This is a genomic window from Halovivax asiaticus JCM 14624 (genome assembly GCF_000337515.1).
Taxonomy (GTDB): Archaea; Halobacteriota; Halobacteria; order Halobacteriales; family Natrialbaceae; genus Halovivax; species Halovivax asiaticus.
The window spans coordinates 101999-122718 of the sequence record NZ_AOIQ01000021.1 but is presented as its reverse complement, the minus strand read 5'-3'; the positions used below and the strand labels follow the sequence as shown (position 1 = coordinate 122718).

Here is a 20720-nt window from a genome sequence, read left to right as displayed (position 1 = left end):
GTCGGCGTTCCCGACGCGTCGATGCTGTCGGTCCCTACGAGGAGGTCGACGATGCCCCGCCCAGGCTGCGTTCGACCGCGCGCTCGACGTGCAAGGCCGTGGTGTCGTACAGCGGAACCTCGGGACGGTCGGCCTGCGAGACGAGCAGTTCGATCTCGGTGCAACCCAGGACGACACCCTCGGCACCACGGTCGACGAGATCGTCGATGATCGCGAGATAGCGCTCCCGGGAATCGGCCAGTACCTCGCCGTGGGTCAACTCGTCGAAGATGATCCGGTCGACCGCTTCCCGGTCGGCGGCGCCGGGAACGAGCGTCTCGATGCCGTGGTCGGCGAATCGGTCGTGGTAGAACTCGCCCTCCATCACCGCCGCGGTACCCAACACACCGATCGTCTCGATTCCGTCGGTCCGGATCGCTTCGGCGGCGACGTCGACGATGTGGACGAACGGGATCGAGAGCGCCTCGACCAGCCGGGGCGCGACGCGGTGCATCGTGTTCGTCGCCATGACGACGAAGTCCGCGCCCGCGGCCTCGATGTCCAGCGCGGCGTCGACGAGAAGGTCTCCCGCCCGATCCCACTGGTCGGTGCGGATGCAGCGCTCGATCTCGGCGAAGTTGACGCTCCGAATGACGAGGTCTCCCGCGTTGTGCCCGCCCAGTTCGTCACCGATGGCCTCGTCGATGCCCCGGTAATACTCGCGTGTCGACTCGCTACTCATTCCGCCGAGGATCCCCACCGTCGCGAGGTCGCGGGAACCGTCCCGGGACCTCTCGTCTGAATCTGAACTCATTGCTGTCTTCAGTTCGTTTCTCGCGCCCCACCATATATCTCCGAATTAACGGTGAATATGGTGGTTGGACATGCGGAGTGTGGTCAACTGAGCCGCTGCAAATACGAGAACAGGCCCATCAGAGGCGTTCTCACCCGACTGGATCGTTCGGCAGATTTTCGCCCACCGAGACCACGACTCGTCGGTCCCGAGGATTCAATAGCGTGTATACCCCAGTATACAGTAATGCGTAAGTCGATGCGGATCTCCGAGGAGTTTCACGAGTACATCGCATCGCACAAGCGCGACGACGAAACGATGGAGGACACGCTGCGCCGGCTTATCGGCGGTCCACACCCGGAAGATGTCGCGGGGATTCTTTCGAGTGACACGGCAGCGACGATGCGGTCGCGACTGGACGCGAAACACGAGGCCGACGCCGACGAAAAGCGCACACTTCGAGAGCGATTCGAGTGATTCTCGCACCTCGTTTCTGATCGATCTGTTCGACGGGCGCCAAGACGCCTTCGAGAAGGGACTCGAATTCGCGGAATCGGGAACGATCCAACGCGTTCCGGCACCCGTGGTGATGGAGCTATCGTACGGCGCTGGGTTCGGTGACGAGAGGGAACGCCCCAACGTACAGAACGCGCTCCGGATGTGTCCGATCGTCGAACAGGACGAACAGATCGCTCGACGGGCAGGGCACCTCCTGGCAACGGCCGACATCGAGGCTGGTGGTGAAAGTGGAATCGACAAAGTCGACCCGATGGTCGCGGGGGGTAGCCGATCGATACGGTGAACCGGTCTGTACGGCGAACACTCGAGATTTCGAGACCCTGGGAGTCGACGTGGAGCGGTATTGAGAACCGAGAGCAGTTTTGGCGTGATACGTTCGCCCGCAGTCGCGGCCACCTACTGATTCGTCGAGACGACTTCAAGGACGTCCCGGTGATCCAGGACGGTATCCGCGCCGACCTGGCGATCGTCGCGACAGTCGATGCCGTGGAGGAAGCCGTCGCCGATGTCGGAGTGGAGGTGGTAGGCGAAGTCCTCCGCGGTCGCGTCCGCGGGCAGGAGGAAGCAGTCGCGGAAGGGGCCCTTGGTCCAGTTGCCCGAGGCCGTCCCGGGGAAGACGGCCTTCAGATCGAGCACGTCGAAGGTCGCCGTTTCGAGCACCTGCTGGACGCCCGTCCCGTCGAACGCATCGACGAACTCGCGGATCTGTTCGAGCCCGGCCTCCTGCTCGGCGGGGAGGTTCTCGGTCGTGATCGCGAAGTCACTCTCTCCGGGCGTGTACTCGACTACACCCTGTTCTTTTGCGTTCTTCAGCGCTTTTTCGGCGTGAGCGGAGACGGGGACGAACGCCAGGTGCTCGTAGGCGGGATCGGTCGTGATCTCGTCCCAGTTGTCCTGTGCAGCCTGGGTGTCCATCTTGTTCGCCGCGATGGTCATCGGCTTCGTGCGCTTTCGGATCTCGCGGGCGAGGGCCGCTTTTTCCGCACCGTCCCACTCGAGCGGCGCGACTGGCAAGTCGATCGCGAGGATCGTCTGTTTGATCGCGGCCGGCGAGATGCCGAATGCCGAGAGTTGCTCGCCGAGGATGTCCTCCGGATCGATGTCCTCGACCTGCTTGTCCGCGTACCGTCGCACGCCCTTTTCCAGGATGTCCAGATACCACGCGTCGAGTTCGTCTTCGAGGAAGTCGATGTCCTCGCGCGGGTCGTGGCCCTCCGTCGCCTCGCCCTCGCTGTCGGTCGTCCCGGAGAAGTCGACCACGTGGATCAGGACGTCGGTCTCGTTCAGATCGGTCAGGAACTGGTTGCCGAGGCCGCGCCCCTCGTGCGCGCCGGGAACCAGACCCGCCACGTCGACGAGCTTTACGGGGACGAACCGGGTGCCGTCCTCACAGACACCAACCGACGGCTGACACGTCTCGTCGAACTCCGGCGCCGCACACGGCGTGCGCACGTACGCCTCGCCCACGCTCGGGTCGATCGTCGTGAACGGGTAGGCCCCTTCTGGCACGTCGTTCATCGTCGCCGCGTTGAACAGCGTCGACTTGCCCACCGAGGGCTTGCCGACCAGGCCGATCCGATAGCTCATTGGCTGATCGAGGAAGTCGGCGCCTAAACGGGTTTCTACCTCGGTGTGGCCGTGTGAGGGAGTTTCAGGGGCAGGAGAGGATGGACGGACGATGAGCATGCACGATCGGTGGTACCGAAATTGTGCTGTACGTCTCCGGAGTCGATCAGGGGTAAAAAGCCAGTTACCGGTACAGGCCCAGACGCTGCAATACCGTCCCCAGCAGCACGGCCACCGGAATGATCTCGAGCCGGCCGACCCACATGTTGAGGACCAGCATCACCTTCGCGGGGTCCGGCATGCCGGGACCGGTGATACCCGAGTCGAGTCCGACGTTACTCTGGGCGCTCATCACGTCGAAGATCACGTACTCGAGCGGATGGCCAGGGGAGAGAACGCGGAGGAGAACGGCCACGCCGACGACGAGAAAAGCGATCCAGAGGATGAAGACGACCGTTGCCTCGGTGTATTCACGCTGGAATTGTGCTTCTCCGAGGTTCCGATCACCGATCTGGAGGCGTCGAACCGCGCTGTCGGGCTGAAGGACGTTGCCGATCTGCCACGCCGTCCCCTTCACGAGCGTGATAACCCGGACGAGTTTGAGCCCGCTCACCGTCGAACCGGCCGCCGCGCCGGTCAACATGCCAAGACAGAGCAGGAGCGTCGTTCCCGGCGACCACACCTGCTCGGTCCCGTTCCCGATCGTCGTCGTCCCGAGCCCAGTGTTCGACGTCGCGGAGACGAACTGGAACAGCGCCGTTCGAAAGGTCTCCTCTATGGTCGCGTACTGTCCGTTGAGCACCAGCAGCCCTGTCAGGGCGACCGAGCCGATACCAAACCAGAGGAACACCCAGCGGGTCTGGAGGTCGCGGTAGAAGTTCGACAGCTCTCCCTTGAATAGCAGGTAGTGGATCGGGAACGCGATGCTCCCCGCCGTCATGATTGGAACGACTGCGTACTCGATCAGCGGGCTTCCGTAGTGGCCGATCGAGTCCGCGTGCACGGAGAACCCGCCGGTGGCTATCCCCGTCATTCCGTGATTGATGGCGTCCCACAACGGCATGTCGACAGCGAGCAGGAGGGCGATCGACGCGAGCGTCAGCCCGAGATAGATCTTCCAGATCTCCGTCACCGTGTTGACGATACTCGGATGGATCTTCTCCGAGCGGGCCTCGCTCTGGTAGAGCGTGAGCGATCCGCTCCCCGGGCGGGCCAGGATCGCCACGGTCAACACGATGACGCCGACCCCACCGATCCACTCCGTGAACGACCGCCACCACTGCAACGACCGAGGCAACTCTTCCTCGACGGCAGCCATCGTCAACCCGGTCCCGGTAAAGCCACTCATGCTCTCGAAGACCGCGTCGATAGGATGCAAGAAGATCGCTGTCGTCGAATCCATCGGCGGGGTGTTCGCCCAGACCGGGAACAGATCGAACTCGATCGTCCACGCGACGAAGAAAAATGGGAGGCCGCCGAGGACACCGACCAGTGCCCACGCGCTGGCCGCAGTAATCATCGCCTCCGCCGTTCCAGCCGCTGGTGCGTCCGCGTACCGGTTTGCTAATCCAGTACCGATGCCGGCCATGAGGACGGCAGTGGCCGCGAACGACCCCACGGCGTAGAACTCGCCCGTCGCGATCGCTATCAGTATCGACACGACCAGCATAAGCGAGATGACCTGGACGATACGGCCGACGTCCCGTCCGATCGTCGCGTACTGAACGCGCATAGTTATTCACCGGTAAACGCCTGAACCGCCTCGGCCAGCGAGGCGTCGTCGGTGAAGACGGTCACCTCGTCGCCTGGCCGGATTCGCGTCTCACCCGTGGGCGCGCGGACCTCCCCATCCCGTTCGAGTGCGACGACGAGGCTGCCGTCCGGAAGGACCCCACGCTCCATCGCGGTGTTGAGCAGTTCGCCGCTCATCGGCGCCCCGTCCGTGACGGTCAACTCCACGAGTTCGGTCCGGTGGTCGAGTTCGATGAAGTCGCTGACGTTCGGATAGCGAACGGAGTGATAGAGGTGNTCCGTGACGGTCAACTCCACGAGTTCGGTCCGGTGGTCGAGTTCGATGAAGTCGCTGACGTTCGGATAGCGAACGGAGTGATAGAGGTGGTCCGCGATCAACTGCTGGGGATTCTCGATGAGCGTCGCACCGATCTTCTCGAAGACGGGCAGGTTGTCCGGATCGTGGACCACGCTCACCAGGTTCGGGACGTCGTGTTCCTGCGCGAGCAACAACACCATGATGTTCGTCGCGTCGACGTCCGTCGTCGAGANGTGGACCACGCTCACCAGGTTCGGGACGTCGTGTTCCTGCGCGAGCAACAACACCATGATGTTCGTCGCGTCGACGTCCGTCGTCGAGATGATCGCGTCCGCGCGGTCGACGCCCGCCTCCAGCAGGGCACCGTTCGTGGTTGCGTCGTCGTTGCAGACCAGACAATCGTACGTTGCCGACGCCTCCTGGGCTCGCTCCTCGTCCGTCTCGATGACGACAACGTCGTTTCCATCGGCGATCGCCTTCTCGATGAGGTTCGAGCCGATATTACCCGCCCCGACGATGATGAGGTACATCTAGCGCACCTCCACAGAGCGGCCCGTAGCGGGTCGGGTCACACCACTCGCTGGCCACGCCAACATCGTCGGTCCCAGCAGCCCGATCATTGGTTCCTCCAGTGGTCCCGATCTGGGGTCGATGCGCCACAGTGAGCGCACGTCGAGGCGGTCCGATCGATCGACGCCCCGCAGTGGTGGCACTCGAGTTTACCCCCCTCACGGGTGTCGATCAAAAAGCTCCAATTCAACGCATCACTGTCGTCGAATCGTTTCTCTCGGCGAACGTGATAGAGCGAAACGAGCGGAGAATCCGTGTTTTCCTCCGGCTGGACCGGCGACCGCATCCGCACGATCGCGTAGGGTCCGTGGTCGTCGATGTCGATAATCTCCCCCGTGGCTTCCTCGACGATCCGATCCGCAATCGGTTGACGGTCGGTCTCGATCCGGTGGGCCACGTACCGGCGAACAGCACGAAGGCCGGCTGTCTCGAGCGCATCGAGTTGTTCGAGTAGCGAATCTGGAAGCCGCTCCGCCGGTTCCCTTCGACCCTGGTTCATAGACCCGAATCAGTACGAATAGGAAAAATATCTTCCGGTTGGATACTGATTCGTTCGTTTATTCTCCATAGATTTTCGGTTCGTTCGGAACCCGTCTGATAACCGCTATCTGCCGTTTTGGATGGCATCGCGAAAATGGACTGGGACCTACCGATAGCGAACCACCGGCATCAAAAACGAATCAAAAACAATATCCTTGGGTAGGACCGATTCGATAGCCCCACATATATACCAACCATAGTATCGATAGATGGTTCAGATGACCAATCAGGTGTAGAGGTCGATGCGTTGCAAGATCGCCCCGAGCAACACGGCGACCGGGATGATCTCGAGGCGGCCAACCCACATGTTGAAGAGTAATATTATCTTCGCGGCCATCGGCATATCGGGGCCCGTGATACCGGTGTCGAGGCCGACAGTACTCTGTGCGCTCATCACCTCGAAGATCACGTACTCGAGCGGATATGCCGATGAGAGCGTCCACAGGAAGACGGCGATCCCGAGCATGAGGAACAGGATCCAGAGGACGAAGACGACCGCTGCCTCGGTGAACTCCCGTTCGACTTGCGTCTGCCCCAGCGTTCGATCGCCGAGGTGGAGGTGTCGAACCGCGCTGTCGGGCACGAAGACGCTTCGGATCTGCCAGACGGTTCCCTTGAGCAGGATCAGCACGCGAATGAGTTTGAGTCCACCGACCGTCGACCCCGCCGCGGCGCCGGTGAGCATCCCGACACAGAGCAGAAGGATCGGTCCGGCTGTCCAGACCTGTTCGGTCCCGCTGCCGAGGGTCGTCGTCCCGAACCCGGCGTTCGACGTCGCGGAGACGAACTGGAACAGCGCGATCCGGAACGTCTCTTCGACGGTTGCGTACTGATCGGAAACCCAGAGCAGCGCCGTCAAGCCGATCGATCCGGCGGAGAACCAGATGAATATCCAGCGGGTCTGGATATCGGCGTAGAAGTTGCGAATCTCCCCTTTGAGGAGCAGGTAGTGGATCGGGAACGCGATGCTGCCGGCGACCATGAGTGGGATAACCGCGTACTCGATCAGCGGGCTTCCGTAGTGGCCGATCGAATCCGCGTGCACGGAGAACCCGCCGGTTGAAATCCCCGTCATCGCGTGGTTGATCGCGTCCCACAGGGGCATCCCGACCGCGAAGAACAGGGCGATACCCGCGATCGTAATGCCGAGATAGATCTTCCAGATTTCGGTAACGGTAGAAACGATACTCGGATGGATCTTCTCCGAGCGGGCTTCGCTCTGGTAGAGCGTGAGCGATCCGCTCCCCGGGCGAGCCAGGATCGCCACGGTCAACACGATGACGCCGACCCCACCAATCCACTCCGTGAACGACCGCCACCACTGCAACGAACTCGGCAGGTCCTCCTCCACCGTCGCCATCGTCAGGCCCGTACTGGTGAACCCGCTGACACTCTCGAAGACGGCGTTGACCGGATGCCGGAATGTAGCAACTGTCTCGGTCAGTTGTGGCGTGTTGGCCCACGCAGGATACGGATCCGCCGCAATCGTCCACGCGACGAGGACGAACGGAAGGCCGCCAAACAGACCGACCGCACCCCACGCGGTCGCCGCCGTGACCATCGCCTCGAGTTTGCCGATTTCGGGCGCCGACCGGAACGCTCGCGCGAGACCGATCCCGAGTCCGGCGACGATCAGTGCGGACGCCGCGAACGCCGGAACGGCGTAGAATTCCCCATAGACGACCGCGATCAGGATCGAGACGAGGAGCATCGAAGCGACGATCTGCAGAATCCGACCCACGTCCCGTCCGACCGCTCGGTACTGGATCCTCATCTGTGATTGCCAGTGAACGCCTGAACCGCATCGGACAACGAGGCGTCGTCGGTGAAGACGGTCACCTCATCGCCCGCACAGATTCTCGTGTCGCCCCGTGGTGCACGGATCTCCCCGTCCCGCATGAGCGCGACGACGAGGCACCCTTCCGGGAGGTTGCCACGCTCCATCGCGGTGTTGAGCAGTTCGCCGCTCATCGGCGCCCCCTCCGTGACGGTCAACTCCACGAGTTCGGTCCGGTGGTCGAGTTCGATGAAGTCGCTGACGTTCGGATAGCGAACGGAGTGATAGAGGTGNGTGGACCACGCTCACCAGGTTCGGGACGTCGTGTTCCTGCGCGAGCAACAACACCATGATGTTCGTCGCGTCGACGTCCGTCGTCGAGACGATCGCGTCCGCGCGATCGATATCCGCGTCCTTCAGCGTGTCGTGGTTCGTCGCGTCGTCGTGCAAGACGAGGCAATCGTACTCCATCGACGCCCTGTCCGCGCGTTCCTCGTCCTGTTCGATAACGACGACATCGTTGCCGTCGGCGACGGCTCGTTCGATCAACACCGTCCCGATATCTCCAGCGCCGATAACGATTATGTACATGAGTGTCCCTTCGTTCGAACGTGTGATCAGTTGCTTCTTGCGAGTTCGGTCGCTGCATCGTGAAGGGCCGTTTCACGGCCCGACGAATGTGGGTCGCGCACGCACGCCGATTCGCTGGCTGCGTTCTCACTCGCGACCGAAACGAAACGGCCCCTAGCGAGAAGCAATGACATTTCTCACCGCTCCGTGTCCCTGGGTTCGGTTTGCTCGCTGCCGCAGTGGGGGCAACTGCCCCCGCTCGCATCGAGCGGCCTCCCGCAGGAGTTACACCGCCACTCGACAGTGTCTCGAATGTCGCCCAGAAACGACCAGTGTAACAGCTCTTCACCGTTTACATGTCGCTCCCGACGGACGTGATAGAGGGAGACGAGTTCGGTATCGACACCGGGGCCGTCCGGGTCCGGTGGATGCGTCCGAACGATCGCGTGCGTACCGTGGTTCTCGATGTCCACGACTTCGCCGGTGGCGGTTTCGACGATCTCTTCCGCGATCGGACGACGGAGTGACTCGATACGCCGCTGGACGTACGAGAGAACGCCCCGCAGTTCGGGCAATTCAAGTTCGTCCAGTTGATCGCGGACCGTCTCGGGAACCTGATCAGAATCCGCCGCGTTCTCCGCTGGGTCGTTCATACGAGACCACCGTCCACTCCGACACGTGGATCGGTCGCCGATTTCTCGATCGATCGGATCGGGGACGGGCCCTGAAATGGTTCGTGTGGAGGGGTGCCTGAAACCGTCACTCGGCGATGGGGCACGCTGTCACCGGTCGGAAGCCTACCGTGTCGAAGCGGCGCTTTCCCACGACAATCCGCGGCCATATCCGGCCAATGGGTTCGGGCTAGTAAATACCTGCCGAACGAGGGAACGATCGAGTAGCGAAATGCACCGTTATTTTCTAATCGTTCGTCACCCAACTCACGGCCTGTACTGACAGAATAGTTGGACCACCGAGACTGAGTGACGGAGCCTACCGAGCAAACGACCTGTTGAAAACCGGAAAACCAAACGTAACCTAAAAGAAAATGGAGAATCGATAGTTCTCTATACGCATGGGCCTTGAAATCGATTCAGTTGACGAGCAAATACTGTATTACCTGGCTCAAGAGGCCCGTCACACCTCGGCTCCCGACATCGCCGAGAAGGTCGATGTCTCGGCACCGACGGTCCGAAATCGAATCCGTCGCCTCGAAGAGGCGGGCGTCATTCGCGGGTACACAGCCAACATCGACTACGAAAAGGTAGACGGGCGGTTACGAAATCACTACGTTTGCAGTACCGGTGACCGCGATCGGCAGGAACTCGCCCAGCGGGCACTCGACGTTCCCGGCGTGATCACCGTCCGTGAGATTATGTCGGGACGGGGGGACCTGCGTATCACGGTGATCGGGACGGATACGGACGATCTCACGAGAATCGCACAGGGACTGACTTCGCTCGGAATCGAGATCGACGACGAAGATCTGGTTCACCGTGAGTACGTCCGCCCGTACGCGCCGTTCGGGCCCCGGGACGAAGAACCGATTTCACCGGTGACCGGCGTCGCCGGCCTGGCCGGAGATGCCGACGTCGTCGAAGTGATCGTCCGGGACCACGCACCGATAGCCGGGAAAACGCTCGAAGAAGCCAACGGCGAGGGACTCGTCCCGTCGGATGTCCTCGTTGTACGAATCAATCGGAATGAGGAAGCCATCACTCCGACCGGCGAGACAACGATCGAAGAAGGAGATTTCGTTACGGTCCATTCCCGCTCCGGAATTGCCGACGGCACCATCGAAGTGTTCACCGGTCAGTGAGCAGGAGGGACAGAATCGCGTCCAATCGGCGTTGGGAAAGACGCCAGGCTCGACCCACGACTCGGTTTCAGACGCGCTTCGAAGACCGAGGAGAGATCCCGTTGAACTCACTTGCATCGGTGCCGCGAGTATCATCCCGCGGAACCCTCGTCTCCGGCACACCTCCGACGGGGACGAGACGGGCGTCGATACCATCCGACCCACCACTGTGGGACACTGCCACCATTCCTGCTCGACCCAACTGACTACAGAAAGTGACGACCGAACGGGCGTGTCACTCGCGGGCACGACACAAACGTACACACTCGATTGCAATGAATACTTACAAGTGTGCCGAACGGATGGATATGGACGAACATGCAGCTTTCGCGCACCCTCCAGGCCACCATCCTCGGTGGCTCTTTCGCCGGATTTGCCCACGCCTTCCTCGTCTACGGACTGTTCAGTCTCTTCGAGTACCAGGCCGTCGTTCCGAACGCCCCGATGACGGCGCTCCTGCTGGGAAGTTTCTGCCTCGGCTTCATCGCCGTCGGGTGCAGCCTTTACACGCGGCTGCTCACGCCCGGGATCGGCTTCGGGGCGCTCGTCACTGTCGTGAGCGTCGTCGAGCTCGCGACGCCCGGTCCGGAACGGATCGGCGAACTTGGCGGCGCCATCGTCGTCGACGGCGCGTTCTACGTCCTGTGGTACGCCGAGTCGTGGGCCGTCTGGCTCTCGCTCTTGCTCGTCGGCGCGATCGCAGAGTACGCGCTCAGGAGCCGGTACGAGCTCGGCAGTGACGGTATCCGAACGCTGCCGACCCTAACACGGTCCCGTTCGACCGGCATCACGGTCGTCGGCACCGTCAGCATCCTCGTCGGGATAGCGGTCCTGACCCAGCTCGAAGCGAGCCACAACTGGGACCTCGCCGGCTCGATTCTCGGCGGTGGGTTCGCGGCGGTGGCCACGGTGATTGCGCTCGGCGCCGTACTCGGTCGCGGCCTGCTCGCACCCGCCGCCCTCTACGCAGTGGTCGTCCCGACGGCTATGTACACGGAGGTGTTCACCGTCCCCGAAAGCGGGATGCACGTTCTCGCGATCGGCGTGCTCGCTGCGGCCTCTATCGGCATCGTCGTCCTCGAGACGGCCATCCGGACCGGTATCCGCCGCGTACGAAGTGCACGGTCGCTTTCCGACGGGACGCTTCCATCGGCCGCTGACTCGCCCGAACACCACGCGGACTGAACGACCAGAGAGCGCCCACCGGCACCGGCCGTCGCTCACTGCCGGCCCGACCGAAACTGCAAACTCGGACGCGACGAATAGAACTCGTATGTCCGGAATCGTCTTCTTCGGAACCCGATCACGCGAATCGGTCGTCGAATTTTACGTCGAGCGGGTCGGTGCCGACCGCTGGCTCGAACAACCCGACTGCACGATCCTGCGCTACGACAATCAGCTGCTCGGGTTCTGTGATCGCGACCACGCCGAGACCGACGGCACGATCACGGTCGTCTTCGATTCGCCCGCCGCCGTCGACGACGCGTACGACCGACTCTCCGACGTCGCCCACGACGAGCCCGTCGAGAACGAGCGCTATCGAATCTACCAGTTCTTCGCTGAGGATCCCGAGGGACGAACGGTCGAATTCCAGGCGTTTTTACACGAGACCGAACCGATCTGAGCCGAGAACCACACGAACGTCGCTGGATCACGACCCTTCGTCATAGCCAGGACCGGGACTGGTCAATCGTGACCGCACGGCTCGTTCAGCCGTGAACCGGGGAGCCTAAGATCGAACGGGCCCGAACCCGGGATACACGATGTGGTACGTCCTCCTGCTGGCGGGCCTGTTCGAGATCGCCTGGGCGATCGGGCTCCAGTACTCCGACGGGTTCACGAAACCGGGCCCGACGGTCGCGACCCTGATCGCGCTCGCGATCAGTATGGTTCTGCTCGCGCGGGCTGTCACGGAACTCCCGATCGGGACGGCCTACGCAGTGTGGACGGGCATCGGCGCCGTCGGAACCGCGACGCTCGGCGTGGTCCTCTTCGACGAACCCGCGACGCTCGCACGAGCCGGCTTCGTCGGGCTCATCGTCGTCGGGATCGTCGGCCTTCACCTCGCCGGCGGCCACTGACGGAGTGGAGGGTGATCGACGCGACGCCTACTCACTAACGCGTTGTAAGGCGAGTTCGATCGCCGCGAGGGAGCCGTCCACGTTGGACGGGTTGACGCGTAACAGTCCGTGGGGTTCGTACGAATCCGAGTAGTCGAAGAGTCGATTCACCTTCGCTCGCGGTACTTGAATCTCCTCGACGGCCGAGAGCGAGTAGAGCATACTGAACGTCTCACCCGTCTCGAACGCGTCGCTGGCCCAGCCGTCTTCGTCTTCGACCGTCGTCTCGACCCGCCCCGTGGCGACGTAGGCGTCGTCCCGGAAGAACAGGACGAGATCGTCGGGTTCCAGTTTGGCGAAATTCGACTCGTTTCGCGAACCGTCGCTCACTCCCCAGAACCGAACCGACTCGCCGTCGGCCAGGCCGTCGGGGGCATCGGGAACGGACGTCAGATCGACAGGCGATACGACAGTGTCGTCGAAGGCCGGCGACTCACACCGCGCGAGAAACACGTTCGACATGTAGCTGTCCAGATGGCGTTTCCGAGAGGTATTAAATAAAGTGGTGGACGATGAAGCTACCAGATACCCCCATTTCGGCAGTTATAGGCCCCCAGATTGCCGATAGGAAGAAAAACGGCCGAAGACGGGGCGCATGAGCGAGCGCCGATGGGATCCAGTACCGCCGATCGCTACCCCGTCCCAGGCCGGTTGGACGGCAGGCTACCCCGTCCAAAGCGAGTCGTCCGCAGCAGTCCACCTCATCCCACTCCGGTCGCCCGTACCCGGCCGACATCCAGTCGTGCGTAGTGCCAGAGCGTCCCCGTGAGTCCGTCGGCAGCGACGCGGCGACCGGACGTCTCGACGAGGATTCTCGGGCAGTAGCCGGTCGGATACTCGGCGGCGAGTCGCCGACTGAACGCCGTATCCTCGTTAGGGACGTCGGGAAAGCCTCCGAGTGCGTCGAACGCCGCCCGGTGGACGAACGTATTGAATCCCGGGAGGATGGGGTGGGTGAGTCGCGGGAAGAGTCGATTGATCGTCCCCTGCATCAGTTTCGCTCGCACCGGGCCAGTGATCCGGCAGTACGAACTCGCCGCGGCGCGGCCAGTCAGATCGACGTACGTGAGCATCGCCGAGAGATACGATGGGTCGAGAACCGTATCCGCGTCGACGAACGCGAGCCACTCGCCGGTCGCCCGTCGGGCGCCAACGTTCCGCGCTCTCGCGATACTCCGCTCCGGTTCGGTCACGACGGTCACCCCGTGGTCGCGAGCGATCGGGACCGTCTCGTCCGTCGACTCGCCGTCGACGACGATGATCTCGTCGAACGACGCACCGATAAGTTCCCGACAGGAGGACAGCGTCGCGTCGATGTACGCCGCTTCGTTACGCGCGGGGATCACCGCACTCACCGATCGGTCGGTGGGACTGACCCAGGGCCGGTTCCGGGGGTCGGACAGGCGGTCGGGCTCGCGTCGGTCGACCATCGGCAGTCGAGAACACCGACCACGCCCGTAAACGATCCCCCTGATTGGACGCTCGGTGACCGGTGCTGACCGGGCGCTGGATGACCGGTCGCCCAAACGCTGCGTCGGTGGACCGCACGCGCCGGACGGTACCCCGACTCGATCGAAGTAAACTCCCTTCGAGTGGTATGGCACCACACCACATTTCAGCCGATGTAGGAGTTATTTTGTGTATCGAGTCCAGTTTGTCGATGAGGACAACACACCGAGTCGGTTCGAGTCAACCATGAAGGAATACGACTTAGTCATCGTCGGCGGCGGGATTAGCGGGGCATCGCTGTTGTACACTGTCGCGGAGTTTACTGACGTCGAACGCGTCGCGCTCGTCGAGAAGGAAGACGAGATCGCGGCCATCAACTCCCATCACACGAACAACTCCCAGACGCTTCACTTCGGGGACATCGAGACCAACTACACCCTGGAGAAGGCCGAGTCGGTCAAGGAAGGGGCCGAGATGGTCGCCGGCTACCTCGAATCGAACGATTCCGACCGTGAGATGCACTCGAAGCGCTCGAAGATGGTGCTCGCGGTCGGCGACGAGGAGGTCGACTCGCTCGAACAGCGCTATCACGAAGAGGGATTCGGCGACCTCTTCCCGAAGCTAGAGGCGATCGACCGCGACGAGATCGCCGAGATCGAGCCGAAGGTCGTCGAGGGCCGCGACCCAGGCAAGGAGATGCTCGCACTCCAGACGCCGGACGGCTACACGGTCGACTACGGCAAACTCGCGAAGTCGTTCGTCGACGAGGTCCGCGACGACGACGGCGTCGACGTCTTCACCGGCACGGAAGTCACGGAGATATCGGACGAGGACGACGGCTTCGTCATCGATACCGACGCCGGGCACTTCGAAGCCGACGCCACGGTCGTCGCGGCCGGGTCACACAGCCTGCAGATCGCCCAGGAGATGGGCTACGGCGAACACCTCTCCTTGCTCCCGGTCGCCGGCAGCTTCTTCGTCGCCGACGAGGGCCTCCTCAACGGCAAGGTCTACACGCTGCAGATGAAGAAGCTCCCCTTCGCCGCGGTCCACGGCGACGCCGAGGTCCACGACGGCGACCTCACCCGTTTCGGCCCGACGGCGAAGGTCGTCCCCGCCCTCGAACGCGGGCGGCTCTCGACCGTCCCCGACTTCTTCGACGTTTTCGGGCTCAGCCCCAGTTCCTTCCTCAGCTACACCAACATCCTCGCAGACCGCATCCTCTTTCCCTACGTCGTCAAGAACCTGCTGTACGACCTGCCGGCTGTTGGCCCACGTGCCTTCCTGCCGCACGTCAAGAAGGTCGTCCCGACGGTCGAACTCGACGACATCGAGCGGGCGAAGGGCTACGGCGGCGTCCGCCCACAGATCGTCAACACGCGCACGAAGTCCCTCGACATGGGTGAGGCGACGATCACCGGCGACGATATCGTCTTCAACGTGACGCCCTCGCCCGGCGCCTCGACCTGTCTGAAAAACGCCCGACGCGACACGAAACAGGTCCTCGAGTTCCTCGACGGCGAGTATGACTTCGACGTCGACGCCTTCGAGGACGCCACGATCGGAAACTTCCCGCACGATCCCGACGAGGACGAATCGGTCGAGGAGGCCGCGTCGACGGACGACGCCGAGCCGATCGCCGCCGACGACGACTGACGAGACAGACAGTCCGCGCCGACACCCGATCTGACACCGATTCTGCCGCGACCCGGCGCCTTTTCCACGTGAACGCCCACGTTCATCCCATGAGCGACACTGTCGACCAGCTCACCGTCTACTCCGACCACGTCTGTCCGTTCTGCTACCTCGGACGGCGCTCGCTCGAAACGTACGAAGCGTCCCGCGACGCCCCGCTCGAGATCGAGTGGCACCCGTTCGATCTGCGCAGCGGGAAGCGAGGACCGGACGGCGAGATCAATCACGACGTCGACGACGGCAAGGACGAGGCCTACTACGAACAGGCACGCCAGAACGTCGAACGCCTCCAGGACGAGTACGGCGTCGACGACATGCTGAACCTGGACGAGGTACCCGAGACCGACTCGCTCCCCGCGCAGATTGCCTCTTACTACGTCGACGACATCCACCCGGACACGTGGCGAGCATTCGACGACGCGATTCTCGAGGCCCTGTGGATCGACGGCCGCGACATCGGTTCCCCCGACGTGCTCGCAGACGTCGCCGCGTCTGTCGGACTCGACGGCGACGAAATCCGCGAGGTGGCGGCCGACGAGACTCGACGAGACGAGCTCGAAGACCTGTTCGCCGACGCCCGTCGCCAGGGCGTCACGGGCGTCCCGACGTTCACCACCGACGAACACGCGGCCCGCGGTGCCGTCCCGCCGACCCAGCTCGAACGCCTCGTCGAGGGCGCCTGAGTCGACACGGCCGGACGGACGAATCAGCTCCCAACGACGGTTCCCACGTCCTCGCACCCGACCGGGCGTTTATTTCGGATGAGCGCGAATCATCGCTCATGGCACACCACGTCCTCGTCCCGTACGACGACTCAGAGCGATCGACCGACGCGCTCGAATTCGCGATCGACGAACACCCCGAGGCGACGATCACCGCCGTCCACGTGATCGATCCCAGCGACTTCTACGCGGCCACTGGCATGGAGGGTGGCGCCATGGCCAACTACGACGCCATCATGGAACACCAGAACGAACGGGCGGAGAACCTCCTCGAAGAGGCCCGCGAGACCGCTGCCGACGCCGGTTCCGAGATCGAGACCGACCACGTCGTCGGAAGCGTCTCGCGCTCGATCCTCGAGTACGTCGAGGACCACGACATCGACCACGTCGTCATCGGTAGTCACGGCCGCACCGGTGCCCGACGCATCCTGCTCGGCAGCGTCGCCGAGACGATCACCCGTCGCTCCCCCGTCCCAGTGACCATCGTCCGATGAGGGTCGGCGGGACCGACCCTCGATACCGACCGGTGTCTCCGTTCGACACCACCGATCACAGCGACGGGGAAAACGACTGGTCCCGGGCGACGACCGACTCCGGCTCGAACCGGATCAGCCCCCAGCGCTCCGGATCGAGTGACGCGAACCGGTCGTCCCACTCCTCGCGGTTCGGGCCGAGGTACCGCCGAAGCAGCCGCGTGGCGCGAGCGTCATCGAGCGGTTCGATCGTCGACCGACCGCGCATCCCGACGTGGTACACCCGTCCGGACGTCGGGTCGAAGTCGACGATCGCCGCGGCCGTTTCCGGCGTGCGTTCGACGCGGGTAGTGTAGGACTTCTCGATCGTGTCGGCGATGATCCAGATGCACTCGTCCTCCCAGAGGTACCACAGCGGCGAGATGCGCGGGTACCCGTCGGGCGACGCCGTGGCGAAAAAGCAAAACAGCGGTCGGTCGAGGACGGTATCGAGGTCGGCGGGCAGCGTGTTCTCGACGAGTTCCATATCCGACCCAAACTCGGTATCACCTTCAGCGTTTCCTGAAATCGAGTGCAGGAAAACGCCAAGTCCCTCACCGCTTTTGGCGATATCACCGCGAGAATGGCCGACTACTGCAGGAAGTCGGGATCCGTCCGTTTTTCGGCGCGTTCGGCCGCGACGTGGTCGTGGAACGTCTCGAGGTCGACCCCTTCTCGCTGGTCCTCGTAGCGGTCGCGCACCGAGATCGTGCCGTCGGCCTCCTCGTCGTCGCCGACGATGAGCTGGTAGGGGACGCGGTCGTCGTGGGCGGCGCGGATCTTCCGGCCGAGCGTGGCGTCACTCTCGTCGACCTCGACGCGGAAGTCGCCGAATTCGTCGGCGACCTCGTGAGCGTACGCGAGGTTGTCGTCCGAGATCGGCAGGACGCGAAGCTGTTCGGGCGCGAGCCAGAGCGGGAAGTTACCCTCGTAGTGCTCGATGAGCACCATGAAGAAGCGCTCGTAGCTGCCGTAGATGCCGCGGTGGATCATCACCGGGCGGTGGGCCTCGTTGTCCTCGCCGACGTAGGAGAGGTCGAAGCGCTCGGGCATGTTGAAGTCCAGTTGGACGGTGGGGCCGTCCCAGCTGCGGCCGATGGCGTCCTCGAACCCGAAGTCGATCTTCGGCCCGTAGAAGGCGCCGTCGCCGTGCTCGACCTCGTAGTCCATCTTCGACTCCTCCAGGACGGATTCGAGGATCGACTCGGCGCGCTCCCAGATCTCGTCGCTGCCGACGCTCTTCTCGGGACGCGTCGCGAGGGCGACCTCGTACTCCAAGTCGAACGTCTCGAGGACGGTGAATATCATCTCGATGATCTGCTCGACCTCCGCCTCGATCTGGTCGGGCCGGACGAACAGGTGGCCGTCGTCGATGGTGAACGACCACACACGTGAGAGCCCGGAGAGTTCGCCGCGCTGTTCCTTGCGGTATACCTTCCCGTCCTCGGCATAGCGGATCGGCAGGTCGCGGTAACTCCAGGACTGGTCCTGGAAGATGGCGGCGTGGCCGGGACAGTTCATCGGCTTCAGGCCGAACTCGTCGTCGCCGACGTCGAAGACGAACATGTCGTCCTTGTAGTTCTCGTAGTGGCCCGAACGGTGCCAGAGATCGGTCTTGAAGACGTGGGGCGTCTCGACGTAGTCGTATCCCGCATCACGATTCAATTCACCGACGAACGACGAGAGTTCCTGCAGGACCGTCTTTCCCGGCGGGTGATACAGCGGGAGGCCGGGACCCGTGACGTCCTGAATCGAGAAGAGGTTCATCTCGTTACCGATCTTGCGGTGATCGCGTTCTCTGGCTTCCTCCCGCCGTTCGAGGAACTCCTCGAGATCGGTCTCGCTCTCGAAGGCCGTCCCGTAGATCCGGGTCTGCATCGGGTTGTCCTCGTCGCCGCGCCAGTAGGCGCCAGCGATCTCGAGCAGTTTTACCGCACCGATCTCGCCGGTCGAGTCGACGTGCGGGCCGGCACAGAGGTCCTCCCACTCGCCCTGACTGTAGAAGGTGACCGTCTCACCCTCCGCGGCCAGTTCTTCTAAGAGTTCGAGTTTGTACGGCTCGTCGGCGAGACGGTCCTCGGCCTCGGCGATCGAGACCTCCTCGCGTTCGATATCGAGGTCTTCGTCGACGATCGACGCCATCTCCGCCTCGAGATCCGGAAGGTCGTCCTCGTCGACGTCGAGTTGATCGAAGTCGTAGTAGAAGCCCTCGTCGGTGGGTGGCCCGATCGCCAACTGAACGTCGTCACCGAACTGACGCTCGACGGCCTGGGCAAGCGTGTGCGCCGCCGAGTGACGCATCACGTCCAGATACTCGTCGGACTGGTCGGTGACGATCTCTAAGTTCACCCCGTCGTAGACGGATGCTTCTTTGGCGACGAGCTCGCCATCGAGTTTGCCCGCGACCGTGTCACTCCCGAGGCCGGGGCCGATCTCGTAGGCGCAGTCCTCGACGGTCGCGTCCGCGTCGACGTCGAGTTCGGACCCGTCCGGCAATACGACCGCTATTCCGTGCTGTGAATCTGGTTCTGACATGACTGTGATAGCGCGTGGTACTTCTCGGAGAAGCCCGATCCGGCGTCCGCGAACGCCGCCCGCTGGTCGACCGATTCCGACACAGCGACCGGTAGGTGTGGGTTAGAAGCGGGCGGAACGCCCTGTAAAGCGGACACCTACCATCGTGACTACGCGTAGCCCGGACCGCAATAAAAACGTTTTGATGGTCGAGCCCCCGGCCGTCGGCGAGAACCGGCACGTGCCGGGTCCGCCCGGCGAGGACCGACGACGATCGGTCCAGCTTTGACCCGGGAAGTCGCCGGACCGTGACTCACCCGCCCGCGAACTCACTCCCGATCGGCGTCGGCGAGCAGTTCGCTCGCGGTCACCAACGCGTCCATCTCGACGCCCGCGTCCGCGACCGTCTCGCGGCCGCCCTCCTCGCGATCGACGACGACCAGCGCGCGCTCGACCGTCGCACCCGCGTCCCTGAGCGCCTCGACGGCCTCGACCAGACTCGTCCCGGTCGTCACGATGTCCTCGATCACGACGACCGACTCGCCCTCGTCGAGGCGGCCTTCGACGAGATTCGCCGTGCCGTAGTCCTTGCGCTGCTTGCGCGCGATGACGTACGGGACATCCGCCACCACACTCGTCGCCGCCGCGAGCGGGACGCCCCCCAGCGCCACGCCGCCGAGTTTGTCGTCCGCGCCCAGGTGCTCGGCGAACGCGTCGGCGATCGCCGAGAGACAGGTCGGATCCGTCTCGAAGAGGTACTTGTCGACGTAGTACTCGCTCGTCCCGCCGTGGGCGAGTTCGAACTCGCCGAATTTGACCGCATCCGCGGCCCGCAACGCGTCGATGAGTGTCTGGTTGGTCATACTCGACGTGTGCGAGGCGACCGAGATAAGCGGTTTGAAAGCAGATGCTTCGGGTTCGACAACCCCCTCGGCCCCACGCCTACCACGGTTCGTCCTTGAACCCGAACCAGTAGGCCAGGACGTTCGTCCCGACGTGCAGGATCGGCGTCAACACGAGAATCACCGCGAGGACGCCGAGGGTGTATTCGTCGCGGAACCATCCCGGCGCGACGACGTACGCGAACGCGAGCGCCAGAACGACGAAGTCGAGCTGGTCGACCACCGGAAACGGCGCGCCGCGGCGTCGACCGGTCCGCCGTTTGAGGAAGGAGGCAGCGATGTCACCACACATCGCCCCAAGCGGCAGGGCGATCGCCACCGCGACAGGGAACGTCGGCAACGCGATCCCGATCGCCGAACCAACCTCGCCCGAAACCGCGTTCAAGGCGAACGCGAGCCCGGCCCCCACGGCCGTCCCGACAGCGGTTCCGCGCCAGCTCTTGCCGTCACCGAGCAGTCGTGACCCGCCCAGCATCCGGCCGCCGTCGATCGGCCGTCCGCCGCCGGCCAGCACCGCCGCGTTGTTCGGGACGTACGCGGGCAACATCAGCCAGAACGCGACGACGATCGTCGAGAGTACTCCCATT

General features: G+C 63.3%; 22 protein-coding genes and 1 pseudogene. 9 read left to right on the top strand and 14 right to left on the bottom strand.

Features of this window, described 5'->3' with window-relative positions:
* Positions 1-34: 34 nt before the first annotated feature.
* Complete coding sequence (locus tag C479_RS13140; RefSeq protein ID WP_007703495.1) at positions 35-793, bottom strand: aspartate/glutamate racemase family protein; 759 nt, start codon at positions 791-793, stop codon at positions 35-37.
* Between the two features lie 225 nt (positions 794-1018).
* Here C479_RS13140 and C479_RS13135 point away from each other — a divergent pair, with 225 nt between their 5' ends.
* Both C479_RS13135 and C479_RS16685 read left to right on the top strand, forming a co-directional pair.
* The gene (locus tag C479_RS13135; RefSeq protein WP_049907318.1) at positions 1019-1249 is read left to right on the top strand and encodes a hypothetical protein; all 231 of its coding nucleotides are present in this window, start codon (positions 1019-1021) and stop codon (positions 1247-1249) included.
* 112 nt (positions 1250-1361) lie between these two features.
* Complete coding sequence (locus tag C479_RS16685; protein ID WP_007703491.1) at positions 1362-1574, top strand: hypothetical protein; 213 nt, start codon at positions 1362-1364, stop codon at positions 1572-1574.
* 113 nt (positions 1575-1687) lie between these two features.
* Here C479_RS16685 and C479_RS13125 read toward each other — a convergent pair whose 3' ends face one another.
* The 7 genes and pseudogenes from C479_RS13125 to C479_RS13095 all read right to left on the bottom strand — a co-directional run bounded on the left by C479_RS13125 (position 1688) and on the right by C479_RS13095 (position 9017).
* Positions 1688-2878, bottom strand: coding sequence for a redox-regulated ATPase YchF (locus C479_RS13125; RefSeq protein ID WP_007703489.1), 1191 nt, complete (start codon positions 2876-2878; stop codon positions 1688-1690).
* A 163-nt stretch (positions 2879-3041) separates the two neighbouring features.
* Positions 3042-4589: a TrkH family potassium uptake protein gene (locus C479_RS13120; RefSeq protein ID WP_007703488.1), complete on the bottom strand. Its 1548-nt coding sequence runs from the start codon at positions 4587-4589 to the stop codon at positions 3042-3044.
* 2 nt (positions 4590-4591) lie between these two features.
* Entirely contained in the window at positions 4592-5437 is an 846-nt protein-coding gene (locus C479_RS13115; protein WP_007703487.1) for a potassium channel family protein, read from the bottom strand.
* Between the two features lie 86 nt (positions 5438-5523).
* Positions 5524-5976 (bottom strand): zinc ribbon domain-containing protein, encoded by a 453-nt coding sequence (locus C479_RS13110; protein WP_007703486.1) that lies wholly within the window; start codon positions 5974-5976, stop codon positions 5524-5526.
* 267 nt (positions 5977-6243) lie between these two features.
* Positions 6244-7791: a TrkH family potassium uptake protein gene (locus tag C479_RS13105; protein ID WP_007703485.1), complete on the bottom strand. Its 1548-nt coding sequence runs from the start codon at positions 7789-7791 to the stop codon at positions 6244-6246.
* Positions 7788-8385: pseudogene (locus C479_RS13100) on the bottom strand (potassium channel family protein). Before C479_RS13100 ends, C479_RS13105 begins: the two are co-directional and overlap by 4 nt.
* A gap of 176 nt (positions 8386-8561) precedes the next feature.
* On the bottom strand, positions 8562-9017 hold the full coding sequence (locus C479_RS13095) for a hypothetical protein (protein ID WP_007703482.1): 456 nt from the start codon (positions 9015-9017) through the stop codon (positions 8562-8564).
* A 419-nt stretch (positions 9018-9436) separates the two neighbouring features.
* Here C479_RS13095 and C479_RS13090 point away from each other — a divergent pair, with 419 nt between their 5' ends.
* From C479_RS13090 to C479_RS13075, 4 genes are all read left to right on the top strand, one after another.
* Positions 9437-10180, top strand: coding sequence for an Lrp/AsnC family transcriptional regulator (locus C479_RS13090; RefSeq protein WP_007703480.1), 744 nt, complete (start codon positions 9437-9439; stop codon positions 10178-10180).
* Positions 10181-10537: 357 nt separating this feature from the next.
* Entirely contained in the window at positions 10538-11404 is an 867-nt protein-coding gene (locus C479_RS13085) for a hypothetical protein (protein ID WP_007703477.1), read from the top strand.
* Between the two features lie 88 nt (positions 11405-11492).
* Complete coding sequence (locus tag C479_RS13080; RefSeq protein ID WP_007703474.1) at positions 11493-11843, top strand: hypothetical protein; 351 nt, start codon at positions 11493-11495, stop codon at positions 11841-11843.
* 139 nt (positions 11844-11982) lie between these two features.
* A complete protein-coding gene (locus tag C479_RS13075; RefSeq protein ID WP_007703473.1) occupies positions 11983-12300 on the top strand; it encodes a DMT family transporter in 318 nt (105 codons plus the stop codon).
* 27 nt (positions 12301-12327) lie between these two features.
* Here C479_RS13075 and C479_RS13070 read toward each other — a convergent pair whose 3' ends face one another.
* Both C479_RS13070 and C479_RS13065 read right to left on the bottom strand, forming a co-directional pair.
* Positions 12328-12801 carry a hypothetical protein gene (locus tag C479_RS13070; RefSeq protein WP_007703471.1) on the bottom strand — a complete coding sequence of 158 codons (474 nt, stop codon included), beginning with the start codon at positions 12799-12801 and terminating at the stop codon, positions 12328-12330.
* Between the two features lie 239 nt (positions 12802-13040).
* Positions 13041-13769 carry a glycosyltransferase gene (locus C479_RS13065; RefSeq protein ID WP_007703470.1) on the bottom strand — a complete coding sequence of 243 codons (729 nt, stop codon included), beginning with the start codon at positions 13767-13769 and terminating at the stop codon, positions 13041-13043.
* Positions 13770-14034: 265 nt separating this feature from the next.
* Here C479_RS13065 and C479_RS13060 point away from each other — a divergent pair, with 265 nt between their 5' ends.
* From C479_RS13060 to C479_RS13050, 3 genes are all read left to right on the top strand, one after another.
* Entirely contained in the window at positions 14035-15444 is a 1410-nt protein-coding gene (locus C479_RS13060) for an FAD-dependent oxidoreductase (RefSeq protein ID WP_049907315.1), read from the top strand.
* An 89-nt stretch (positions 15445-15533) separates the two neighbouring features.
* Positions 15534-16166, top strand: coding sequence for a DsbA family oxidoreductase (locus C479_RS13055; RefSeq protein ID WP_007703465.1), 633 nt, complete (start codon positions 15534-15536; stop codon positions 16164-16166).
* 98 nt (positions 16167-16264) lie between these two features.
* Positions 16265-16699: a universal stress protein gene (locus tag C479_RS13050; RefSeq protein ID WP_007703462.1), complete on the top strand. Its 435-nt coding sequence runs from the start codon at positions 16265-16267 to the stop codon at positions 16697-16699.
* A 55-nt stretch (positions 16700-16754) separates the two neighbouring features.
* On the opposite strand, the gene C479_RS13045 is transcribed toward C479_RS13050, so the two are convergent.
* The 4 genes from C479_RS13045 to C479_RS13030 all read right to left on the bottom strand — a co-directional run bounded on the left by C479_RS13045 (position 16755) and on the right by C479_RS13030 (position 20719).
* A complete protein-coding gene (locus tag C479_RS13045) occupies positions 16755-17204 on the bottom strand; it encodes a pyridoxamine 5'-phosphate oxidase family protein (protein WP_007703452.1) in 450 nt (149 codons plus the stop codon).
* Positions 17205-17308: 104 nt separating this feature from the next.
* Entirely contained in the window at positions 17309-19252 is a 1944-nt protein-coding gene (gene thrS / locus C479_RS13040; RefSeq protein WP_007703449.1) for a threonine--tRNA ligase, read from the bottom strand.
* 308 nt (positions 19253-19560) lie between these two features.
* Positions 19561-20094 carry an orotate phosphoribosyltransferase gene (gene pyrE / locus C479_RS13035; RefSeq protein WP_007703446.1) on the bottom strand — a complete coding sequence of 178 codons (534 nt, stop codon included), beginning with the start codon at positions 20092-20094 and terminating at the stop codon, positions 19561-19563.
* Positions 20095-20173: 79 nt separating this feature from the next.
* Positions 20174-20719: a CDP-2,3-bis-(O-geranylgeranyl)-sn-glycerol synthase gene (locus C479_RS13030; RefSeq protein ID WP_007703443.1), complete on the bottom strand. Its 546-nt coding sequence runs from the start codon at positions 20717-20719 to the stop codon at positions 20174-20176.
* Position 20720 lies beyond the last annotated feature (1 nt).